Annotated in this window: 21 protein-coding genes; 16 read left to right on the forward strand and 5 right to left on the reverse strand. The window is 69.5% G+C overall.

Going from position 1 to position 18,800, the window contains the following annotated elements; translation table 11 throughout:
- Positions 1-3 precede the first annotated feature (3 nt).
- Positions 4-291, forward strand: coding sequence for a hypothetical protein (locus ASD56_RS01955; RefSeq protein WP_055960616.1), 288 nt, complete (start codon positions 4-6; stop codon positions 289-291).
- 31 nt (positions 292-322) lie between these two features.
- On the opposite strand, the gene ASD56_RS01960 is transcribed toward ASD56_RS01955, so the two are convergent.
- Entirely contained in the window at positions 323-997 is a 675-nt protein-coding gene (locus ASD56_RS01960) for a type 1 glutamine amidotransferase domain-containing protein (protein ID WP_055960618.1), read from the reverse strand.
- Between the two features lie 90 nt (positions 998-1,087).
- Between ASD56_RS01960 and ASD56_RS01965 the strand changes: the two genes are divergently transcribed.
- A complete protein-coding gene (locus ASD56_RS01965) occupies positions 1,088-2,026 on the forward strand; it encodes a LysR family transcriptional regulator (RefSeq protein ID WP_055960620.1) in 939 nt (312 codons plus the stop codon).
- Positions 2,027-2,054: 28 nt separating this feature from the next.
- On the opposite strand, the gene ASD56_RS01970 is transcribed toward ASD56_RS01965, so the two are convergent.
- Genes ASD56_RS01970 through ASD56_RS01980 form a run of 3 tightly spaced genes read right to left on the reverse strand, consistent with a single transcriptional unit; the run spans position 2,055 to position 4,257 of the window.
- The gene (locus ASD56_RS01970) at positions 2,055-3,044 is read right to left on the reverse strand and encodes a carbohydrate kinase family protein (protein WP_055960622.1); all 990 of its coding nucleotides are present in this window, start codon (positions 3,042-3,044) and stop codon (positions 2,055-2,057) included.
- A complete protein-coding gene (locus ASD56_RS01975; RefSeq protein ID WP_055960624.1) occupies positions 3,020-3,352 on the reverse strand; it encodes a hypothetical protein in 333 nt (110 codons plus the stop codon). Before ASD56_RS01975 ends, ASD56_RS01970 begins: the two co-directional genes overlap by 25 nt.
- Positions 3,352-4,257 carry an SIS domain-containing protein gene (locus ASD56_RS01980; protein ID WP_162249494.1) on the reverse strand — a complete coding sequence of 302 codons (906 nt, stop codon included), beginning with the start codon at positions 4,255-4,257 and terminating at the stop codon, positions 3,352-3,354. The genes ASD56_RS01975 and ASD56_RS01980 overlap by 1 nt, the downstream gene beginning before the upstream one ends.
- 179 nt (positions 4,258-4,436) lie before the next feature.
- Between ASD56_RS01980 and ASD56_RS01985 the strand changes: the two genes are divergently transcribed.
- From ASD56_RS01985 to ASD56_RS02020, 8 genes are read left to right on the forward strand one after another with little or no spacing between them, the layout of a single operon-like run.
- Entirely contained in the window at positions 4,437-5,744 is a 1,308-nt protein-coding gene (locus ASD56_RS01985; protein ID WP_157535719.1) for an ABC transporter substrate-binding protein, read from the forward strand.
- On the forward strand, positions 5,744-6,685 hold the full coding sequence (locus ASD56_RS01990; RefSeq protein ID WP_055960630.1) for a carbohydrate ABC transporter permease: 942 nt from the start codon (positions 5,744-5,746) through the stop codon (positions 6,683-6,685). The genes ASD56_RS01985 and ASD56_RS01990 overlap by 1 nt, the downstream gene beginning before the upstream one ends.
- Before the next feature lie 9 nt (positions 6,686-6,694).
- Positions 6,695-7,606 (forward strand): carbohydrate ABC transporter permease, encoded by a 912-nt coding sequence (locus ASD56_RS01995; RefSeq protein WP_235565474.1) that lies wholly within the window; start codon positions 6,695-6,697, stop codon positions 7,604-7,606.
- Positions 7,603-8,610: a D-2-hydroxyacid dehydrogenase gene (locus ASD56_RS02000; RefSeq protein WP_055960631.1), complete on the forward strand. Its 1,008-nt coding sequence runs from the start codon at positions 7,603-7,605 to the stop codon at positions 8,608-8,610. The genes ASD56_RS01995 and ASD56_RS02000 overlap by 4 nt, the downstream gene beginning before the upstream one ends.
- Complete coding sequence (locus ASD56_RS02005; RefSeq protein WP_055960633.1) at positions 8,594-9,373, forward strand: DeoR/GlpR family DNA-binding transcription regulator; 780 nt, start codon at positions 8,594-8,596, stop codon at positions 9,371-9,373. The genes ASD56_RS02000 and ASD56_RS02005 overlap by 17 nt, the downstream gene beginning before the upstream one ends.
- Complete coding sequence (locus tag ASD56_RS02010) at positions 9,367-10,203, forward strand: class II fructose-bisphosphate aldolase (RefSeq protein WP_055960635.1); 837 nt, start codon at positions 9,367-9,369, stop codon at positions 10,201-10,203. Before ASD56_RS02005 ends, ASD56_RS02010 begins: the two co-directional genes overlap by 7 nt.
- Before the next feature lie 19 nt (positions 10,204-10,222).
- The gene (locus tag ASD56_RS16250) at positions 10,223-10,576 is read left to right on the forward strand and encodes a hypothetical protein (protein WP_055960637.1); all 354 of its coding nucleotides are present in this window, start codon (positions 10,223-10,225) and stop codon (positions 10,574-10,576) included.
- Between the two features lies 1 nt (position 10,577).
- Positions 10,578-11,258 carry a polysaccharide deacetylase family protein gene (locus ASD56_RS02020; RefSeq protein WP_055960639.1) on the forward strand — a complete coding sequence of 227 codons (681 nt, stop codon included), beginning with the start codon at positions 10,578-10,580 and terminating at the stop codon, positions 11,256-11,258.
- 49 nt (positions 11,259-11,307) lie between these two features.
- On the opposite strand, the gene ASD56_RS02025 is transcribed toward ASD56_RS02020, so the two are convergent.
- Positions 11,308-11,994, reverse strand: a complete 687-nt coding sequence (locus ASD56_RS02025; protein WP_157535721.1) for a hypothetical protein — start codon at positions 11,992-11,994, stop codon at positions 11,308-11,310.
- Positions 11,995-12,065: 71 nt separating this feature from the next.
- Here ASD56_RS02025 and ASD56_RS02030 point away from each other — a divergent pair, with 71 nt between their 5' ends.
- Genes ASD56_RS02030 through ASD56_RS02055 form a run of 6 tightly spaced genes read left to right on the forward strand, consistent with a single transcriptional unit; the run spans position 12,066 to position 18,748 of the window.
- Positions 12,066-12,890, forward strand: coding sequence for a fumarylacetoacetate hydrolase family protein (locus tag ASD56_RS02030; protein ID WP_055960644.1), 825 nt, complete (start codon positions 12,066-12,068; stop codon positions 12,888-12,890).
- 26 nt (positions 12,891-12,916) lie between these two features.
- Positions 12,917-14,284 (forward strand): family 4 glycosyl hydrolase, encoded by a 1,368-nt coding sequence (locus ASD56_RS02035; protein ID WP_055960645.1) that lies wholly within the window; start codon positions 12,917-12,919, stop codon positions 14,282-14,284.
- A complete protein-coding gene (locus tag ASD56_RS02040) occupies positions 14,281-16,113 on the forward strand; it encodes an IlvD/Edd family dehydratase (protein WP_082541176.1) in 1,833 nt (610 codons plus the stop codon). The genes ASD56_RS02035 and ASD56_RS02040 overlap by 4 nt, the downstream gene beginning before the upstream one ends.
- Positions 16,114-16,575, forward strand: coding sequence for a hypothetical protein (locus ASD56_RS16255; RefSeq protein ID WP_055960647.1), 462 nt, complete (start codon positions 16,114-16,116; stop codon positions 16,573-16,575).
- Positions 16,557-17,450 carry a 1-phosphofructokinase family hexose kinase gene (locus ASD56_RS02050; protein WP_055960649.1) on the forward strand — a complete coding sequence of 298 codons (894 nt, stop codon included), beginning with the start codon at positions 16,557-16,559 and terminating at the stop codon, positions 17,448-17,450. The genes ASD56_RS16255 and ASD56_RS02050 overlap by 19 nt, the downstream gene beginning before the upstream one ends.
- Positions 17,447-18,748 (forward strand): flavin monoamine oxidase family protein, encoded by a 1,302-nt coding sequence (locus ASD56_RS02055; RefSeq protein ID WP_055960651.1) that lies wholly within the window; start codon positions 17,447-17,449, stop codon positions 18,746-18,748. The genes ASD56_RS02050 and ASD56_RS02055 overlap by 4 nt, the downstream gene beginning before the upstream one ends.
- Positions 18,749-18,800: the final 52 nt, after the last annotated feature.

Below are 18,800 nucleotides of genomic sequence, written 5' to 3' on the forward strand. Positions count from 1 at the left end.
GCCATGGTCTCCATCCCGGAAGCGCGGCAGCTTCTCGAGGCGTACTTCGCCGAGCATCCGCCGGCGATCTCCGGCGACCTCTACATCGCACCGGAGTGGTACGAGGACGCGCAGGACTACCTGCCCGTGTGGGGTTCGCGGCAGTTCTACATCGACGGCGACACCTCGTTCGCCCGGTGGGACAACCTCGCGGTGTTCGTCGATCGCACCACCGGCGCCGTCCGGGTGGAGCTGCACACGCTGAACTTCGACAAGATCCGGCGCATGACCCCCGTCGCCGCGCCGGCCTGACTTCTCCGGCCGGCGTCGGCGACGGCGCGGCTTACGCCAGCCGTTCCAGCAGGGCGCGGGCCACGGACTCCGACGACTGCGGGTTCTGACCGGTCACCAGGTCGCCGTCGACGACGACGTGGTCCGCCCACGGCTCGGCCGCTTCGACCACGACGCCGCGCTCGCGCAGTGTCGACTCGAGCAGCCACGGCGCGCGATCGGCCAGACCCGCCTGGATCTCTTCGGCGTCGGTGAAGGCGGCGACCCGCCGGCCCGAGGCGGCCAGGGTTCCGTCGGGGCGAGCGGCGGCGAGCAGCGCGGCCACACCATGGCAGACGAGCGCGAGCGGCAGCCCGGCGTCCAGTGCGCTCACGAGGAGCCGGCCGGAGTCCTGGTCGACGGCGAGATCCTCCATCGGGGCGTGCCCGCCGGGATAGAAGACCGCGTCGTACTCGGACAGGTCGACTCGCGCGAGATCGAGCGGTGCGGCGAGACCTGCGATGGCGGCGAGCGCCGCGCGGTCGTCCTCTTCGTCCGCCCCGAACGAGGCCGGGTCGGCGACGGGAGCCAGGCCGCCGGGCGTCGCGAGGGCGACGGCGTGACCGGCCGCCGTCAGCACGCGGTACGGGGCCAGCAGTTCCTCTGCCCAATAGCCGGTGGGGTGTGCGGTGCCGTCGGACAGTGTCCAGGTGCGCGCGGCGCTGACGACGAAGAGGACAGAAGACATCGGGGCTCCTTCGGAGAGGGTGCGTCGCCCGGTCGGCCGACACAGAAGAGAACAGATGCCACTTCCCTCGCCTTCCGATACCTTCACGATGTGAGCTATAGCGATTCTGATGGGTTGTCGAGCCTGCCATTGTGGCGGACCTTCCTAGCCGTGCACATGACCGGGTCGCTGTCGGCGGCCGCCCGGTCTATGGGCATCACGCAGCCCGCCGTCTCCGCGCAGCTCCAGTCGCTCGAGCGCTTGGTGGGCGAACGGCTCTTCGACCGGGGCGCCCGTGGCGTCACGCCGACCCCGCGGGCCGACGAGCTCGCGACCCGGCTCGCGGTCCCTTTCGGGGCTCTCGCCGACGCTCTCGCAGGCGCTCGCCCGGCGGAGGCGCCGCACGAGCAGCCCGTCCGGCTCGGCGGCGCGTCCGAAGTCCTCGGCGAGGTCGTGGCCCCGGTGGTCGGTCCGCTGATCGCCGACGGCCTGCGCCTGCAGATCGTCCCGGGCCTGACTGACGCGCTCGTCGATGCGCTCCGTAGCGGCTCCCTCGATCTGGTCATCGCCTCCCAGCGCCCTCGCGGGCGCGCGCTCGTCGCCGCTCCACTGGTGGACGAGACTTTCGTCCTCGTCGCGAGCCCGGCGATGGCGGCTGGACTGCCGGCGGGAAGAGCAAGCGCGCTCCGCGCCGCCGACCTTTCGCGCGTGCCTCTACTGGCGTACGCGCATGATCTGCCGGTCCTGCGACGCTATTGGCGGCACGTCTTCGGTGACCGGCTGGAACGTGAACCGGCGCTGATCTTCCCCGACCTTCGCGCGCTGCGGGACGCCGCTATCGGCGGCGCGGGCGTCACGGCGCTTCCCAGCTACCTCTGCCGCGCCGCGCTGGACTCCGGCGCCCTGGTCGAACTGAATCCCACGGACGACCCGCCCATCAACACGCTGTATCTGCTGCGCCGCCCCGGCGGTCGGGCACTGCCGCACGTGCAGCGCGTCATCGACATGCTCCGCGGGCCGGTCGCCGCATCAGTGGCCGGCGACCGCTGAGAGGGTCCGTCCGATCTCGAGCCAGACCTCAGTCCGACCACGTGCGCACGGCGCCGGCGATGGCTTCTGCCGTCGCACGGTCCGGCTGGGCTCCGACGCCGCCGGCACCCCGCGTGGACGCGGTGCCGCAGGCGACGCCGAGCGCCAGGCTGCGATCCGTCGCGAGTCCCGAGAGCCGGCCGGCCAAGAAACCCGCGGCCAGACTGTCGCCCGCGCCCACGGTGTCGACGAGCACACCCGAGACCTCCGGAACGGCAGCATGCACACGGCTCACGGCGACGGAGTCCAGCGTCGCGGCGAGCGCGCCATCCGCTCCGAGCTTGCGCACCACGATCGCGCCGGCGGGCATCCGCTCCAGGAGAGCGCGGACAGCGGATTCGGGATCCGAGAGTCCCGTGATGCCCTCGAGCTCCTGCTCGTTGCCGAAGAAGACGTCGGTGTGCGCGATGACCTCCAGGATGCCGCGGTCCCACGTCTGGTCCGGGTCAAAGTTGCCGTCCAGCGACGTCGATAGACCGGCGGCCCGGGCACGGGCGAACAGCGGGGCGGCGTCCCCCCAGAGCGCGTGCTGCAGAAAGTAGCTGCCGACGTGCAGGTGCGCGGCGCCGGCGAAGTCTTCGGGAACGTCGGTCGCTGCGGTCATCCCGATCGAGCCCATCGCGGTCAGGATCGCCCGGTCGCCGTCCGGCCGCGTGAGGTGCGTGGATGAGCCGGTCGGCACAGAAGCGTCTACCCGGATGCGCGAGACGTCCATCCCGCGATCGGTCAGGGTGCGCACGATGTAGTCGCCGAAGTCATCCCGGCCGACGACGCCGACCATCGTGGTCGGCACGCCGGCAGCCGCGGCTCCGCATGCGGTGATCGCGGAGGAGCTGCCCATGGTGAGCTCAGTGAAGGGAACGAGCTGCTCGTGCTGGCCGAACCGGATCGCCTCTTCGGTGAGGCCGACAATGAGGTCGACGCACAGCTCGCCGACCACGAGCAGCCGATCCGTCACGGCGCCAGCGGCTTCAGCCATTGGGCCCACACTCCTTCGCACGTCACGTCGTTCCGCTCGCACCAGGAGCGGACGGATGCCTCAGCCGCCCGCATCGCCGACTCCATGTTCTCGCGTCCGCGGTCCGAGCCGTGCACCTTCACGAGGTGCCAGGTCGATACGGCGGCCGCGGCATCCGCTCCGCTCGTCGCACTCGCGCCGGTCGGAGTGTGCACGGCGATGACGTCACCGTCACCGAGCGAGAGCTCCCCCGCCACCTCAGCGGCCACCTCGACGAGCAGTTCGCCCACCGCGGCGTGAGGCGGGACCGCGACCGTGATGACCGGCATCAGCTCGTGGCGAGGACGGAGCGGTTGAGGAACGGCGGAGTGTCGGGGTTGCGCCCCACCTCGCGTGCGAGAGCGAGTGCGAGGCGGTGAGCCAGCACGAGGTTCGCCTGCGGGTCGAGGTCGTCCGTGTAGACAGTGGCACCGGTCGCGCGCACGTCATCGGCGATCACGTCTGGCAGATCTCCCAGCACCCAGACGAGCGAGTCGGGACCTGCGCACGAGATGGGGCCATGCTGGTACTCCCAGACCGGGTAGGCCTCGGTCCACGCGCCCGCGGACTCGCGCACCTTGAGCGCCGCCTCGTGGGCGAGCCCGACGCTCCAGCGGTGGCCGAGGAAGACGATGTGCTTCACGCGAGCGGGGTCCGCCGGAAGAGGAAGCTCGAGCGCGGTCCGGGCGTCGTCGACGAGGGTGTCGGGGATGAGCCCGATCGAGGCGCGCAACGTGGTGAGGACCGTCGTCGCGAAGCGCGTCTGCACGATGGAGGTCTCGTCGGCGAAGCCGAGGTGGATGACGCGGTCGCACAGCTCGCCCAACGGGGTGTCCAGGTCGCCCAGGATCGCGGTGACGCGGTGTGAGTCCTTGAAGCGCTCGACGATCTCGACGACATCGGCGGTCGTTCCCGAGCGTGAGATGACCACGATGTGCTCGTCGTCGTCCACCCAGTTCAACTCGGTGGGGATCGCGGCGCGGGTGCGGCCGAGTCCGGCGTCATTGCGCAGATAGGCGTAGGAGTCGCCGATGTAGTACGACGTGCCGCAGCCGATGACGATGACGTTCTCACCGTGCCGGGGAAGGAGATCGAGCTGCTCCGCAGGAAGCGCGATCGCCTGCGACCACATCTCGGGCTGGCTCGTCAGCTCCTGCTCCGTCACCAAGCCCAAAGCGGTTGCGTGATCGTTCATGCGGGTTCCTCCTGGATCGGACTCGACCCCGAGGGAACGAGCGAGTGAGCACATTCAACCAGAAATGAGCAGGCAGTGGAAGTTCTTGACTATTTGACGGAGATGGGTGAATACTTTCCATCCAAGAGGCGCAACGCAGCACCGCGGTCGCGCCGCACAGAATCCGAAGGGATCGCAGCGTGAATCTCACCACCAAGCGTGTTGTCGGCGGGGCGGCCATGCTCGCCGCCGGAGCACTCGCACTCTCCGGCTGCGCCGGTTTCGGCGGCGGGGGCGGCAACGACGACGCCGACTCGCAGTCGCTCACGTTCACCACGTGGGGCAGTGAAGCCGAGGAGATCCAGTTCACGGAGCTCATCGAGCAGTTCGAGACCGAGAACGAGGGCGTCGACATCAAGCTGAACGTCGTGCCCTACGACCAGATGTTCTCCAACATCGACGCGCAGCTCGCCTCGGGCGACGCTCCCGACCTGTTCCGCGTCGACTACGGCAACCTGGGCGTCTACTCGAGCCAGGACCAGCTCCTCGATCTCAGCGAGTACTTCACCGAGGACGAGGTGGATGACTTCGTACCCGCCATGTGGGAGGCCGTCTCATACGAGGGAGCCCCCTACGGCGTGCCCCACCAGACCGATGTGTCGGCCCTGCTGATCAACACGGCGATGGTCGAGTCGGCCGGCGTCGACCCGTCGACCTTCCCGACCACCCAGGAAGACGCCTGGACGTGGGACGAATTCGCGGAGGTCGCCGAGCAGCTGCGCGCCGGACTGCCGGAGGACAAGTACCCGTTCGTCTACAACTGGCAGCTGGGCGGCGCGCCGCGCTGGCTGAGCTGGCTGTTCCAGTCGGGCGGCACCTTCATCAGCGAGGACGGCACCGAGCCGACCATCGACTCCGCCGAGGGCGAGAAGGCGCTCGACTTCACGAAGAGCTTCTTCGAGAACAACTGGGTTCCGCCGACCAGCTCCACCAAGGGCACGGTCTACGCCGACAACCTGTTCACCGAGCAGAGCGCGGCCATGGCCTTCGTCGGATCGTTCCTCGTTCCCGACCAGGAGTTCCTCAACGAGTTCGAGTGGACCGCCATCCCGATGCCCCGCGACGAGCGCGGCGCGACCGATCTGGGCGGCAACGCACTCGTCGCCACGAAGGACGCCGCCAACCCCGAGCTGGCTGCGGACTTCCTGAAATTCATGGTCTCGGCAGACGCCATGTCGTCGTTCTGCGCGGCCACGAACGAGCTCCCGACGCGTCTGGACCTCGCCGGCGACGCGATCACCTTCGAGATCCGTCCCGACGTCATGCCCGTCTTCGTCGACCAGGCCGCGACCATCGAGGCGAGCGACGTCAAGCAGCTGACCTCTCCGGCCATGGCCGCGATCAACACCGCGCTGCAGGACCAGCTCGAGGCGGCCTTCATCGGCGGTCAGTCCACCGCGGACACCCTGGCCAACCTCACCACGGCGATCCAGGAAGCGATCAACTGATGAGCGTCGTGACCGCACCCGACCGGACGGATGCTCCGGCGCCCGTCCGGCCGGGTGCGGCGCGCCGCACCGCGCGCCTGAAGGAGTCCCTGACCGGATGGGCGTTCATCAGCCCGAACCTGATCCTGCTCGCGCTGTTCCTCTTCTTCCCGATCCTGTGGGCGATCCAGCTCTCGTTCCAGGAGACGCGGGGCTTCGGCGATCCGGAGTGGGTGGGCCTCGCCAACTACACCCGGATGATGACCGACCCGGTGTTCTGGCTCAGCATGGGCAACACCATCGTCTTCACGATCGTGACCGTGCCGGTCGTGATGGCGGCCGGTCTCGGCCTCGCCGTGCTGGTCAACTCGGTCCTACCCGCCCGGGGGATCTGGCGCACCATCATCGTGCTTCCCATGGTGATCTCGGGCGTCGCGTCCGGGATGATCGCGGTCGCGCTCTTCTACGAGAGCAACGGGCTCATCAACAAGGTCCTCGCCGCGATGAACCTCGAGCCGATCTCCTGGCAGTCCGACGGAACGGCGGCGATGATCTCCGTCATGATCGTCGCGGTCTGGCTGCGGGTCGGGTTCAACATGATCATCTACCTCGCCGGCCTCCAGGGAATCTCTCCTGAGCTGTACGAGGCCGCCCGCATCGACGGCGCGAGCCGGTGGCAGCAGTTCCGCTCGGTCACCATCCCGCTGGTGGGGCCCAGCTCGTTCTTCCTCCTGATCATGAACGTGATCGCGTCGTTCCAGGTGTTCGACCTCATCTTCGTGATGACCGGCGGCGGACCGGGCAATGCCACCTCCGTGCTCGTGACGTACGCCTACCGCAACGGCTTCCAGATCCGCGAGCCCGGCTACGGCGCGGCGATCGGCATCGTCATCCTTCTCATCACGCTCGTCTTCACCTTCATCCAGTGGAAGACCAGCCGTACCCGCGACATGGTCGAGTAGGGACCCCCGATGGCTCAGACAACCACCCTCCTCCAGATCGCCGAGACGGACATGCTCGGCGAGCGGAAGGCGAAGCGCCTGCAGCGACGTCGTCGCCGCTCGCAGGGCGACCGCAAGGGCATCGTGCTGAGGACGATCGTCGCGATCGTCGTCTGCGTGATCGTCGTCTTCCCGCTCTACTGGATGGTGGTGATGGCCTTCTCGCCCCGGGGCGAGGTGTTCTCCGAAGAGCTGCGCTTCTGGCCGAGCGAGATCACCTTCGACAACTTCGACCGGATCTTCCGGCGGTTCAACGTCGGCCTCTGGTTCCAGAACTCCGTCGTCATCGGCCTGTTCGTCACGGCGCTCACGGTGTTCGTGAACCTGCTCGCCGGGTACGCGTTCGCGAGGCTCCACTTCCGCGGCCGGAACACGCTGTTCCTCCTCACGCTCGCGACGATGATGATCCCCGTGCAGGCGATCATGGTCGCCCAGTTCAAGCTGGTGTCGGGACTGGGCATCTACGGCACCTACTGGGGGGTCATACTCCCGGGCGCGGCGGCGGCCTTCGGCATCTTCCTGGCACGGCAGTTCTTCATCGGCATCCCGGAAGAGATCATCGAGGCGGCGAGGATCGACGGCGCCGGACAGATGCGGATCTTCCTGCAGGTGGTGCTGCCACTGTGCAAGCCCCTGATCGCCGTGCTGACCCTGCTCACGCTCATGTCGAGCTGGAACGACTTCGCCTGGCCGCTCATCGCGCTGAAGGACAACGAGCTCTTCACGTTGCCGATCGGCCTGCTGTACCTGAAGAATCAGACGTCGCCGGACTACGAGTCGATCATGGCGCTCGCCCTCATCTCGGTCCTGCCGATGGTCATCCTCTTCCTGGTCTTCCAGCGCTACTTCGTCCAGGGCTTCGCCCGGAGCGGGATCAAATGACACTGACGTACCTGTGCACGCTGGGGCTGCCCGACCAGTGGTTCGCCGAGCTCGCCGAGCGCGTTCCCGGCGTGCGGATCCACCGGCTGGCCGCCGGCGAGCAGCCGACCGCCGAGCTGCTCGCCGATGTGGATCTGCTTCACACCAGCGAATGGTTTCCGGATGCCGCGGCCGTGCCGTCGCTGCGATGTGTGCAGCTCGACACCTCCGGCGTCGACCACGTGCGGCAGACGTCGCTGTGGGACACCGACATCCCGATCGCCACGCTCGGCGGGATCGCGCCGGTGCCGATGGCGGAGTACGCCCTGATGACGATCCTCGAGCTCGCACATCGGATGCCGCTCATCCAGCAGCTGCGCGACGGGCGGGTGTGGCCCTCCAACGCCGACCGCCTCGCCCGGCTGACGCCGCGCCAGCTGGCCGGTGCGACCGTCGGCGTCGTGGGGTACGGCCGCATCGGGCGCGAGATCTCTCGCCTGGCTTCGCCGTTCGGGATGCGGGTGCTCGGTGTGAAGCGGACCGTCTCGCCCACCGCCGCGAGCGGGAAATTCGACACCGGCCGGAGCACGGCGGACGAGGACCCGACCGAGGTGTTCCCGATGGACCGTCTGGACGACGTGCTCGCGCAGAGCGACATCCTGGTCGTGGTCGTACCGCTTACGGCGCTGACCCGCGGGATGATCGGCGCGGCCGAGCTCGATCAGCTCCCGCCCGGGGCGCTCGTGGTCAACATCGCGCGCGGCGGCATCGTCGACGAGCAGGCGCTGCTCGAGCGCCTGCGTGACGGCCGGATCGCGGGAGCGGCGCTCGATGTCTTCGACGACGAGCCCCTCCCGGCCGACTCGCCGTGGTGGTCGGAACCGCATACCCTCGTCACGCCGCACGTCGCCGGGCTCGCTCCGCAATATCATGCACAGACACTCGACCTCGTGGTCGAGAACCTGACCAGGCTCGCCGCGGGGCAGCCGGTACTGAATGAGGTCGACCGTGTCTCCGGCTACTGAACCCCTGCTCGGCGCCAAGCGCCAGCGCGAGCTGCTCAACTACATCCGCGCCTACGGTGCCGGATCGGTGACCGAGATGTCGCGCCTGCTGGGCGTCAGCGCGTCCACGGTGCGGCGCGACCTCAACGAACTTCAGGACAAGGGGCTGATCGAGCGCGTGCACGGCGGAGCCGCGCACGTGAGCGATGACGTCGAGCCGCTGCGCCCGCTGCGCGAGATCGCCTTCGCCGACGAGAAGCGACGCATCGGGCAAGCCGCCGCGTCACTGGTGTCCGACAACTCGACGGTGCTGATCACCGGAGGCACGACGACCGAGGCGATGCTCCCGTTCCTCGGCATGGCCACCGGCCTGACCGTGCTCACGAACAGCCTCAGCGTCGTCAATCGCCTGTCGCAGTACAGCGACATCGCCATCATCGTGCTCGGTGGCGTGCTCCGCCGGCAGGAGATGAGCCTGCTCGGCCACCTCACGATCGCGGGGCTGGACGAGTTCGGCATCGATCAGGTGTTCTCGGGCGCGTTCGGCATCGACCCCGACATCGGCGTCACGGGCACCAACCTCAACGAGACGCAGACGGACCGGTCGCTGATCTCCTCCGCTCGCGAGCTCGTCCTGCTCGCCGACCACAGCAAGCTCGCCCAGCGCGGCCCCGCCCGCCTGGTGCCGACGACTGCGGTGACGACACTGGTCACCGATGAGGGCGCCGACCCCGAAATCCTCGCGCGCTTCCGCGCGGCGGGGGTGACCGTCCGGACATGCTGACCACTGCTTCCCGCCTGCTGCAGGCGGGGGATGGCGGGAGCCTGCCCGCTATCGCCGCTTTCAACGTCATCACCCTCGAATACGCCGAGGGAATCGTCGCGGGCGCCGAGCGCGCCGGCCTCCCGGTGCTCCTCTCCGTCAGTCACAACGCGGTGCGCTTCCACGGAGCACTGGCACCGTTGGCGGCCGGGTGCCTCGCGCTGGCCGAGTCCGCCGGTGTGCCGGTCGGCCTGCACCTGGACCACTGCGAAGACGCGGATCTCGTCGTGGAGGCCGCGGGTCTCGGGTTCGGATCGGCGATGTTCGACGCCTCCACGCTCCCCTATGACGACAACGTCGCCGCGACGGCGGCCGTTGCGGAGCGCGGCCGTGAACTGGGGATCTGGATCGAGGCAGAGCTCGGTGAGATCGGCGGCAAGGACGGAGCCCACGCTCCCGGCGTCCGCACCGATCCGCTCGAGGCCGCGCAGTTCGTCGAAGCCACCGGCGTAGACGGGCTGGCCGTCGCGGTCGGCACGTCCCACGCGATGACCGAGCCCACCGCGCGCGCCGACACCGACCTGATCACCCGGATCGCCGCTGCGGTCCCCGTCCCTCTGGTGCTCCACGGCTCGTCCGGCGTCTCGGACGCCGGCATCCGGGCAGCCGTGGGCGCCGGCATCCGCAAGGTGAATGTCGGCACGCAGCTGTCGGCCGCCTACACCGGCGCTCTGATCGCGAGCCTCGGTCCCGGCCCCGACCCGCGCAAGGCGCTGCACGCCGCCCGCGAGGCGATCGCGGCGGATGTCGAACGCCTGCTGCGGGTCATCACGAACCCCTCCATCTCCTGAGCTCTCGAAAGGAGCATCCATGTCCGCAACCGTGAGCGGCCCGTCGTCCCACGAGGGCGAACCCACTGCCGCCCAGCTTCTCGAAGCCGGCGACATCGTCGGTCTCATGCGCGCTTGCCATGACCGTCGCCTCGAGCGCGAGGGCATCCCGATGGTCATCGGCTTCGTCGATGAGCGCGGCGCCATCCCCGCTTCCACAGACCCGAGGCAGCTCGCCGAAGGCGCCGTCTACGCCGAGGTGTTCGACCGGTACACCGCCGCGCTCGTGCCGTTCGCCCGCGACGAGGACGAAGGTGCGGTCATCGCCGCGATGCAGGTCGTCGCGTACACCCACTTCGCGCCCGGTGCGGCGCCGATCACCGAAGGAGCCTGACGTGACCCAGCCGTCTTTCACCGCCCAGCGCGAGCAGCTTCAGCGCGGGCACTTCATCCGTGTCGTCAACTACCACTCGACGCCGCGAGGCGCTCGCGGCGAGCTGGCGAAGGAGCTCGCCGGCTTCGCGCGGGACTACGCCCCGGTCACCCTCGAGGATCTCGACCGCCTGTTCGAGACGGGAACGTGGCACAAAGACAAGCCGGGACTCATCCCGGTGTTCTACGAGGGCTACCGCAACTCGGCGACGGTGGCCGCTCCGCTGTGCGACGAGTTCGGGCTCACCGGATGGTTCCCCATCGCCACGTCCTTCGTCGACTGCGATCCCGAGTACCAGGAGGCCTTTGCGCGCGCCCACTGGATCTCGCTGGTCGAGGAGGACACGCAGGGCGGCCGAATCGCCATGAACTGGGACGAGGTGCACGACCTCTCGCGCACGCACGTCATCTACCCGCACACCGCTCACCACGAGGGCTTCGACACCGTGCTGTCGGACGCTGACATCGAGCGGGAGGTCGTGGAGTCCAAGCGGCAGCTCGAGGCCGTCACCGGCCAGATCGCGCCGGCGTTCGTCTGGCTCCACGGCTCCTCCTACGGACAGAGTCCGCGCCATGACGCGGCGGTGAAGGATGCCGGCTACCGCTACCAGTTCGCCAACACGATGATCCACCGCGTCAACTGAGGGACGCCGAAGGAGCGCCGCCCGCGGGGCGGCGCTCCTTTTCGTGCTGTCAGAGCGTCGGCACGCCCAGATGGCGGATGGCGCCGGAAGCGTCGCGCCAGGTGAGCTCGGTCGTCCCTCCATCACGGGTCGACGAGGCGGATCGTGCGGTGCCGGGCTGGACGGTGTCGGAAGCGATACCGGCGTCGATGACGGCACCGGCGGCATCCTCGGGGAAGCCCGGGCCATCGACGGCCTCGAACCACCCGCGCGACGGATAGTCGGATGTGCACGAGACGAGGTGCGACCGTGCGCCGTCGACGCGCTCGACGGTCACGAACAGCGCGCCCTCGTCGTGCGTCGCGTGGAACCGCGCGACGGCGGTCGCGGCATCCGTCACGCGTCTTTGGAAGCCTGGTCCGGGCGACCAGAACCAGCTCTGCAGCACACCGTCCTCGGTGAGGGCCAGCACCTCGAGATGGTTCGGGCCAAGAGCGGACTGCAGGATCTGCGCGTCGACGTAGCGGTGCCCGGCAGCGAAGGCGAGTCCCGCGCTCCAGGACCCGGGCGGCACGTCGGGGGTTTCGAGCGGGTCCGTGTCGAGGTCGGCGTTGAACCAGAACACCCAGAGTCCGTCGCGGGCGTCACAGGCCAGCAGCTCCAGGTTTCCCCGGACGCCGTAGACGCCCTGGACCAGGCTCACCGGCCCGGCAGTCGGGCGCTCAGGGCCGACGAGATGAGGTTGTCGTGAAAGCATATGGACATTCTTGCTCATTTCTGCGCATTTGTGACAGACTGCTGACAAGCCATCTGGTCCGAAGGAGAATCATGAGAATCGCCCGCGCCGTCATCGACGGAAGCCCCCGCATCGTGGTGAAGGACGCGGCCACCGTCCGCGTCGCACCCCTTGTCGGTCCGGCTGACGCACTCCAGGCGATCGACGCCGTGCGCTCCGGCGCATCGGCCGAGTGGGAAGTCGTGGACGAGAGCTCGCTCAGCCTCACCTCGCCGGTCGCGACGGCCGGGAAGATGATCGCCGTCGGCCTGAACTACGCCGACCACACCAGCGAGACGGGCTTCACCCAGCCCGAGCGCCCGCTCACCTTCGCGAAGTACACCACCTCCCTCACCGGCCCGGACGACGACATCGTCATCCCGGGTCACCTCACCCGCCAGGTGGACTACGAGGCCGAGCTGACCGTCCTCATCGGCCGCCGGTGCGGCGGCACGACGCCCGCCACGCTCGACGACATCGCCGCCTACACAGTCGCCAACGACGTCTCGGCCCGCGACGTCCAGTTCGGCGACGTGCAGTGGACGCGCGGCAAGTCGTTCGACACCTTCACGCCGCTCGGGCCCTGGCTCGTCACCGCAGACGAATTCGGCGACCCGGCCGGCCACCGCATCTACACGACGGTCAACGGCGAGACGCTGCAGGACGACTCCACGTCCGAGCTCATCTTCGACATCCCCGCACTCCTCGCGTTCATCTCCGACGGAGTGACCCTCGAGCCGGGCGATCTGATCCTCACGGGCACCCCCGCAGGGGCCGGGGCCTTCCGCACACCCCCGCGCTACCTCCAAGATGGCGACGAGGTCGTCTGCGGCGTCGAGGGAATCGGCGAGCTCCGCAACCGCGTCACCGTCCGCTGACCGCTTCGACACAGGAGAAACGAATCATGGCCACTGACGCCCGCGTTCTCGTCCTCATCGGCGCCGGATCCGCCGTCTTCACCCGCGGCCTCCTCGCCGACCTCATCGGCGCCGACGACCTCGGCAGCTGGGAGATCCGGCTCGTCGACGTCGACACCGAGAACCTGAACATCGCCGCGGACCTCGCCGAGCAGATGGTGGCCGCCCGTGGCGCGGGCGACAAGATCCGCGTCACGCGCAGCACCGATCGCCGTGCAGTCCTCCCCGGCGCCGACTTCATCGTCACCTGCGTCGGCGTCGGCGGACGCCCGGCGTGGCAGCTGGATCACGAGATCGTCCAGAAGCACGGGATCTACCAGCCGGTCGGCGACTCGATCATGCCCGGCGGGATCTCGCGGCTGCTGCGCACGACGCCGGTCCTCGTCGAGATCGCGCACGACATCGCAGAGCTCGCCCCCGACGCCTTCTTCTTCAACTACTCCAACCCGATGACCGCCAACGTGCAGGCCATCCACCAGGAGACCGGCCTGGACGTCGTCGGCCTCTGCCACGGCATGCACCACATCCAGCGGGAGCTGGCGCAGCTGATCGATGCACCGTTCGAGCGCACCTCGACGCTGTACGCCGGCATCAACCACCTGACGTTCATCTACGACTTCCGCCTCGACGGCAAGGACGCCTGGCCGCAGATCCGCGAGCGCGTGCACCGCGAGCTGGCCGAGGCGCCGGACCCCGCCGACATCGGCAACATCTTCTACGAGAAGCCGACCGCATGGCACAACCCGTTCGCATGGGAGCTGTTCGACCGCTACGGCGCCTTCGCCGCAGCCGGCGACCGCCATGTCGTTGAGTTCTTCCCGGAGCGCTTCTGGCAGGGCGACTACTACGGCAAGAAGCTCGGCATCGACGCGTTCTCGCTGCCCGAGATCCTCGAGTGGGGCGAGGACCGCTACCAGGGCATGCGCCGGCAGGCCACCGGCGAGGAGCCGCTCGACGAGTCGATCTTCCACCGCTCCGGCGGCGAGCAGGAGCAGCTCATCGCGATCATCCGCTCGATCACCCTCGACTCCCGTGAGATGTTCAGCTGCAACGTCATCAACAACGGGCTCGTACCGGGACTGCCGGACTGGTCGGCCGTCGAGATCCCGGGCGTGGCAACGGCCCGCGGCATCCGTCCCATCTCGGTCCCGGATCTCGGCAAGCCGCTCACGTCGATCCTCGCCCGCCGGCTGACCTCGGTCGACCTCGCCGTCGAAGCCGCGCTCCAGGGCGACCGCAACCTCGTCATCGAGGCGATGATCGCCGACGGCGCCCTCTTCGACGCCGACAAGGCCGCCGCTCTCACCGACGACCTCATCGCCGCTCAGGCGCAGCACCTGCCGAGGTTCTCATGAGCGCCCGCAATATCGGCAAGGAGGAGCGCGAGGCCGCAGCCGCGACAGCGCCGGCCGCCGCTTCGGCCGCGGCGACCGACTCGGCGCTCGGCGTTCCCACGGCCGAGTGGGGCGAGGGGCTGCGGAGCCAGGTGTGGTTCGGCGACCCCGGCAAGACCGGGTTCATGCACCGCTCGTGGCTGCGCAGCGAGGGCCTTCCGGACGACACCTTCGAGGGTCGCCCGGTCATCGGCATCGCCAACTCGTGGTCCGAGTTGACCAGCTGCAACATCCACCTCCGCGCCCTGGCCGAGCACGTCAAGCGCGGCGTCTGGCAGGCCGGCGGGGTGCCCTTCGAGTTCCCGACGACGTCCGCGGGCGAGCCGCTCGTGCGGCCGACGGCGATGCTGCTGCGCAACCTCATGGCGATGGATCTCGAGGAGACCCTTCGCATGAATCCGCTCGACGGCGTCGTGCTGCTCGCCGGGTGCGACAAGACCACTCCCGCGTACCTCATGGGCGCGGCATCCGTCGACCTGCCCACCCTGCTGATCACCGGCGGGCCCATGCTCAACGGCAAGTACCGCGGCACCGACATCGGCTCGGGCACCTCGGTATGGCGCTTCACCGAGGCCTACCGCGCCGGCCAGATCTCGGCCGACGACGTGCGCGAGGCGGAGGGATGCATGGCCCGCAGCCAGGGCCACTGCATGACGATGGGAACCGCGTCGACCATGGCATGCGTGTCGGAGTACATGGGCATGCAGCTGCCCGGCACGGCGGCGCTCGGCGCGAACGACTCCCGCCGCGCGACCGCCGCCCACCTCGCCGGCCGCCGCATCGTCGAGATGGTCGCCGAAGATCTGCGGCCCTCGAAGATCCTCACGCGCGAGGCGTTCGAGAACGGCGTGCGCGCCAACGCCGCCCTCGGCGGATCGACGAATGCGGTCATCCACCTCCTCGCCCTCGCCCGTCGCGTCGGCGTCGAGCTGACGCTGGACGACTTCGACACGCTCGTGCGCGACATCCCGGTCCTGGCCGACATGATGCCCTCGGGCCGGTTCCTCATGGAGGAGTTCCAGGATGCCGGCGGCACGGCAGGCCTCGCAGAGACCCTCGGCGACCTCCTGCACCGCGACACGCTGACCGTCACCGGCGGAACGCTCGGCGAGAACTACGCCGGCGCCGAGGTCTGGAACCGCGAGGTCATCCGTCCGCTCGACAACCCGGTCAAGCCGGTCGGCTCGGGCATCGCGGTGCTGCGCGGCAATCTGGCCCCGCGCGGCGCGGTGATCAAGCAGTCGGCGGCGTCACCCGAGCTCATGGTCCACACCGGCCGGGCGTTGGTGTGGGACTCCCTCCAGCAGTACCTCGCACAGGCCGACGACCCCGATCTCGACGTCACGCCCGACGACATCCTCATCGTCCGCAACGTCGGGCCGAAGGGGTACCCGGGCATGCCCGAGGTCGGCAACATGCCGCTGCCGCAGAAGATCCTCGAAGCGGGCGTGATGGACATGGTCCGCATCTCGGATGCCCGGATGAGCGGCACCTCGTACGGCACCGTCGTGCTGCACGTCGCGCCGGAGGCCGCTGCCGGTGGACCGCTCGGGCTGGTGCGCACCGGCGACGTCGTGACGCTCGACGTGCCGAACCGCACGCTGTCGATGGCCGTCGACGACGACGAACTCGAACGCCGTCGCGAAGGATGGGCGCCGCCCGTCGTCGCCGGCAGCGACCGCGGCTGGACCCGTCTGTACGTCGAGCACGTCGTGCAGGCCGACGAAGGGTGCGACCTCGACTTCCTGCAGGGCCGCAGCGGCGCCGCCGTCGGGCCGCAGGCGTTCTGAATGACGACGCGCACGGTCCTGGTCATCGGCGCGACGGGCATCCTCGCACCGGCGGCCGGTGTGCTGCGCGAGCGGGGTGATGAGGTGATCGGGATGTCGCGCCACGGCGCAGACGGAACGATCGCCGTCGATGCGCAGCGGTGCAATGAGCTCGCCGCAACACTGGCAGACAAGCGGTGGGACGACGCGCTCGTCTACGGCCGGGCCGTCACGGACTCCTCGCTCGGGTACCTGCGTGCGGCGACGCCGGGCCGGTGCGTGCTCGTGCGGACGTCGGCCGCGGCCGATCCGGCGCACGGCATCCTGATCGTGCCGCGAGACACCGTGCAGCTGGGCTGGACGGCAGGCTCCGAGCACCGCTGGCACACGCCGGAAGAGGTCTCGGAGGCGGCGCTGACCGCGCTCGACGACGGCGATCCCCGCACACTGGGGACCGTGCGACCGTGGAGCGACCGACCGTGATCGTCGCGCTCGCGCTCTCCCCCAGCCTCGACGTCACCTACGAGGTCGACGAGCTCCGACGGGGGGAGATCACTCGCCCGACCACGGTGACACGGGTCGCCGGCGGCAAGGCGCTGAACGTCGTCCGCGTCGCGCATGCGCTCGGCGCGCCGGTGCAGGCAGTCGCGGCGCTCGGAGGTCACAGCGGCGCCTGGGTCGCGGAGCTGCTCGCAGCGGACGGAGTCCCAGCCGACATCATCACCCTCGCCGCAGAGACTCGCGTGAGCTCGGCGATCGTCGAAACGGGCGACGCGACCTCGAGCACCGACCTGTACGAACCGGCGACACCGCTTCGCGCTGCAGAATGGACCGCGTTCAGCGGTGCAGCCGTCACGGCCGCAGGCGATCGCGGTGCGTGGGTGGCGATCTCGGGGTCGCTCCCGGCCGGGGTCGGCGCGGACGACGTGGCCGGATTGCTCCATGCGCTGCGCGACTCAGGCGCTCGGGTAGCGGTCGACAGCTCCGGGGGAGGGCTGCGTGCGATGGCGCCCGCAGCCGACCTGATCAAGGTGAACCGTTCCGAGGCCGAGGCCCTGCTCGGCGAGATCCACCCCGATGCGGCGAGCGCTGCCCGTTCCCTCCACGAGCGGTACGGCTGCGATGCCGTCGTCACCGACGGAGTGCGCGGCGGCGCTGCCGTCTTCGACTCACACGAGTACGAGGTTCCCCGGCCGGGAGCGCTCGGCCGGTACCCCGCGGGCAGCGGCGACGCATTCCTCGGCGGACTTCTGACCGGCCTCGACCGCGGGGATGCGGCATCCGATGCTCTCGACCTTGCACGAGATGCGGCCGAACGCAACGCGCGCGTGGCCGGCCAGGGCATCCTGGAGCCATGAGCCCCTTCGACACGATCGTGGTCGGCGCGGGTATCGCCGGCCTCGCCGCCGCCCGCGCTCTGACGGATGCCGGTCGGAAGGTCGTCGTGCTCGAGGCGCGGGACCGCATCGGCGGCCGGGTCTGGACCGACCGCAGCGACGGGTTCGTCACCGACCTGGGTGCATCGTGGATCCACGGCGTCACCGACTCCCCCGTGGCTGTTGCGGCCGAGGCCTTCGGCATGCGGATGGTCGAGTTCACCGTCGGCGGGTATCAGCCCGACAGCCGCCCGATCGCCTACTACGGTCCGGACGGCACACGACTGACGGATGCCGCGGCCCGCCGTTTCGCCGACGACATCCGCGCGGTCGATGCCGCACTCGCGGGATTCGTGGCCGGTTCGGCTCCCGATGCCTCGTACCGCGACGTCACGGAGCAGGCGCTGGCCGCACAGGGGTGGGACGCCGAACGGACCGAGCGCGCGCGCGAGTTCCTCGAGCACCGCTCGGAGGAGCAGTACGGCGCCTGGATCGAAGACCTCGCCGCGCACGGACTCGACGACGACTCGATCGCGGGGGACGAAGTGATCTTCCCCGACGGCTACGACCGGCTGGCAGCCGGCCTCGCGGCCGATCTCGACGTGCGCCTCGGGACCGTCGTCTCGCGCGTCGCCTGGGCGGAGGGTGGGGTGACGGTGACGACGGATCGCGGCACGTTCTCGGCGAGGGATGCCGTCATCACCGTGCCCGTCGGAGTGCTGAAGTCGCCGGGCTTCGCGTTCGACCCGCCGCTGCCCGAGCCCAACGCGGGCGCGCTGGGCCGGCTCGAGATGAACGCCTTCGAGAAGGTCGTGCTGCGGTTTCCGGCGAAGTTCTGGGACGACGACGTCTACGCGATCCGGCAGCAGGGACCCGAGAGCCGCTGGTGGCACTCCTGGTACGACCTGACCGCGCTGCACGGAACCCCGGCCCTGCTGACGTTCGCCGCCGGGCCCGCAGCGGTCGCGACCCGTTCCTGGGACGACGACCGGATCGTCGAGTCCGTCCTCGCGCAGCTGCGGCGCCTGTTCGGCGCTCGTGTCGAGCAGCCGTCCCACGTGCACGTCACGCGGTGGCAGGACGATCCGTTCACGCTCGGCTCGTACGCCTACATGACGGTGGGCTCGACCACCGACGACCACGATGTGCTGGCAATGCCGATCGGCGGCATCCTCCACCTGGCCGGTGAAGCGACCTGGACCGACGACCCGGCGACGGTCACCGCGGCGATGGAGTCGGGGCGACGGGCAGCCGAGCGGATTCTCGGCCGCTCGATTTGAGACTTGAGACTCTCAGTCTCTAAAGTGACGAGAGTGCGAAGCCGGGGGGCGA

The organism is Microbacterium sp. Root166 (assembly GCF_001427145.1).
Lineage (GTDB): Bacteria > Actinomycetota > Actinomycetes > Actinomycetales > Microbacteriaceae > Microbacterium.

Bases quoted from the DNA above. Each gene is read 5' to 3' on its own strand.
- ASD56_RS02055 (WP_055960651.1), top strand. From the start codon at position 17,447: ATGAGCCCCTTCGACACGATCGTGGTCGGCGCGGGTATCGCCGGCCTC.
- ASD56_RS16255 (WP_055960647.1), top strand. From the start codon at position 16,114: ATGACGACGCGCACGGTCCTGGTCATCGGCGCGACGGGCATCCTCGCA.
- ASD56_RS01980 (WP_162249494.1), bottom strand. From the start codon at position 4,257: ATGAACGATCACGCAACCGCTTTGGGCTTGGTGACGGAGCAGGAGCTG.
- ASD56_RS01955 (WP_055960616.1), top strand. From the start codon at position 4: ATGGTCTCCATCCCGGAAGCGCGGCAGCTTCTCGAGGCGTACTTCGCC.
- ASD56_RS16250 (WP_055960637.1), top strand. From the start codon at position 10,223: ATGTCCGCAACCGTGAGCGGCCCGTCGTCCCACGAGGGCGAACCCACT.
- ASD56_RS02025 (WP_157535721.1), bottom strand. From the start codon at position 11,994: ATGCTTTCACGACAACCTCATCTCGTCGGCCCTGAGCGCCCGACTGCC.
- ASD56_RS02010 (WP_055960635.1), top strand. From the start codon at position 9,367: ATGCTGACCACTGCTTCCCGCCTGCTGCAGGCGGGGGATGGCGGGAGC.
- ASD56_RS01975 (WP_055960624.1), bottom strand. From the start codon at position 3,352: ATGCCGGTCATCACGGTCGCGGTCCCGCCTCACGCCGCGGTGGGCGAA.
- ASD56_RS02035 (WP_055960645.1), top strand. From the start codon at position 12,917: ATGGCCACTGACGCCCGCGTTCTCGTCCTCATCGGCGCCGGATCCGCC.
- ASD56_RS02030 (WP_055960644.1), top strand. From the start codon at position 12,066: ATGAGAATCGCCCGCGCCGTCATCGACGGAAGCCCCCGCATCGTGGTG.
- ASD56_RS02000 (WP_055960631.1), top strand. From the start codon at position 7,603: ATGACACTGACGTACCTGTGCACGCTGGGGCTGCCCGACCAGTGGTTC.
- ASD56_RS01970 (WP_055960622.1), bottom strand. From the start codon at position 3,044: ATGGCTGAAGCCGCTGGCGCCGTGACGGATCGGCTGCTCGTGGTCGGC.
- ASD56_RS01960 (WP_055960618.1), bottom strand. From the start codon at position 997: ATGTCTTCTGTCCTCTTCGTCGTCAGCGCCGCGCGCACCTGGACACTG.
- ASD56_RS01995 (WP_235565474.1), top strand. From the start codon at position 6,695: ATGGCTCAGACAACCACCCTCCTCCAGATCGCCGAGACGGACATGCTC.
- ASD56_RS01990 (WP_055960630.1), top strand. From the start codon at position 5,744: ATGAGCGTCGTGACCGCACCCGACCGGACGGATGCTCCGGCGCCCGTC.
- ASD56_RS02040 (WP_082541176.1), top strand. From the start codon at position 14,281: ATGAGCGCCCGCAATATCGGCAAGGAGGAGCGCGAGGCCGCAGCCGCG.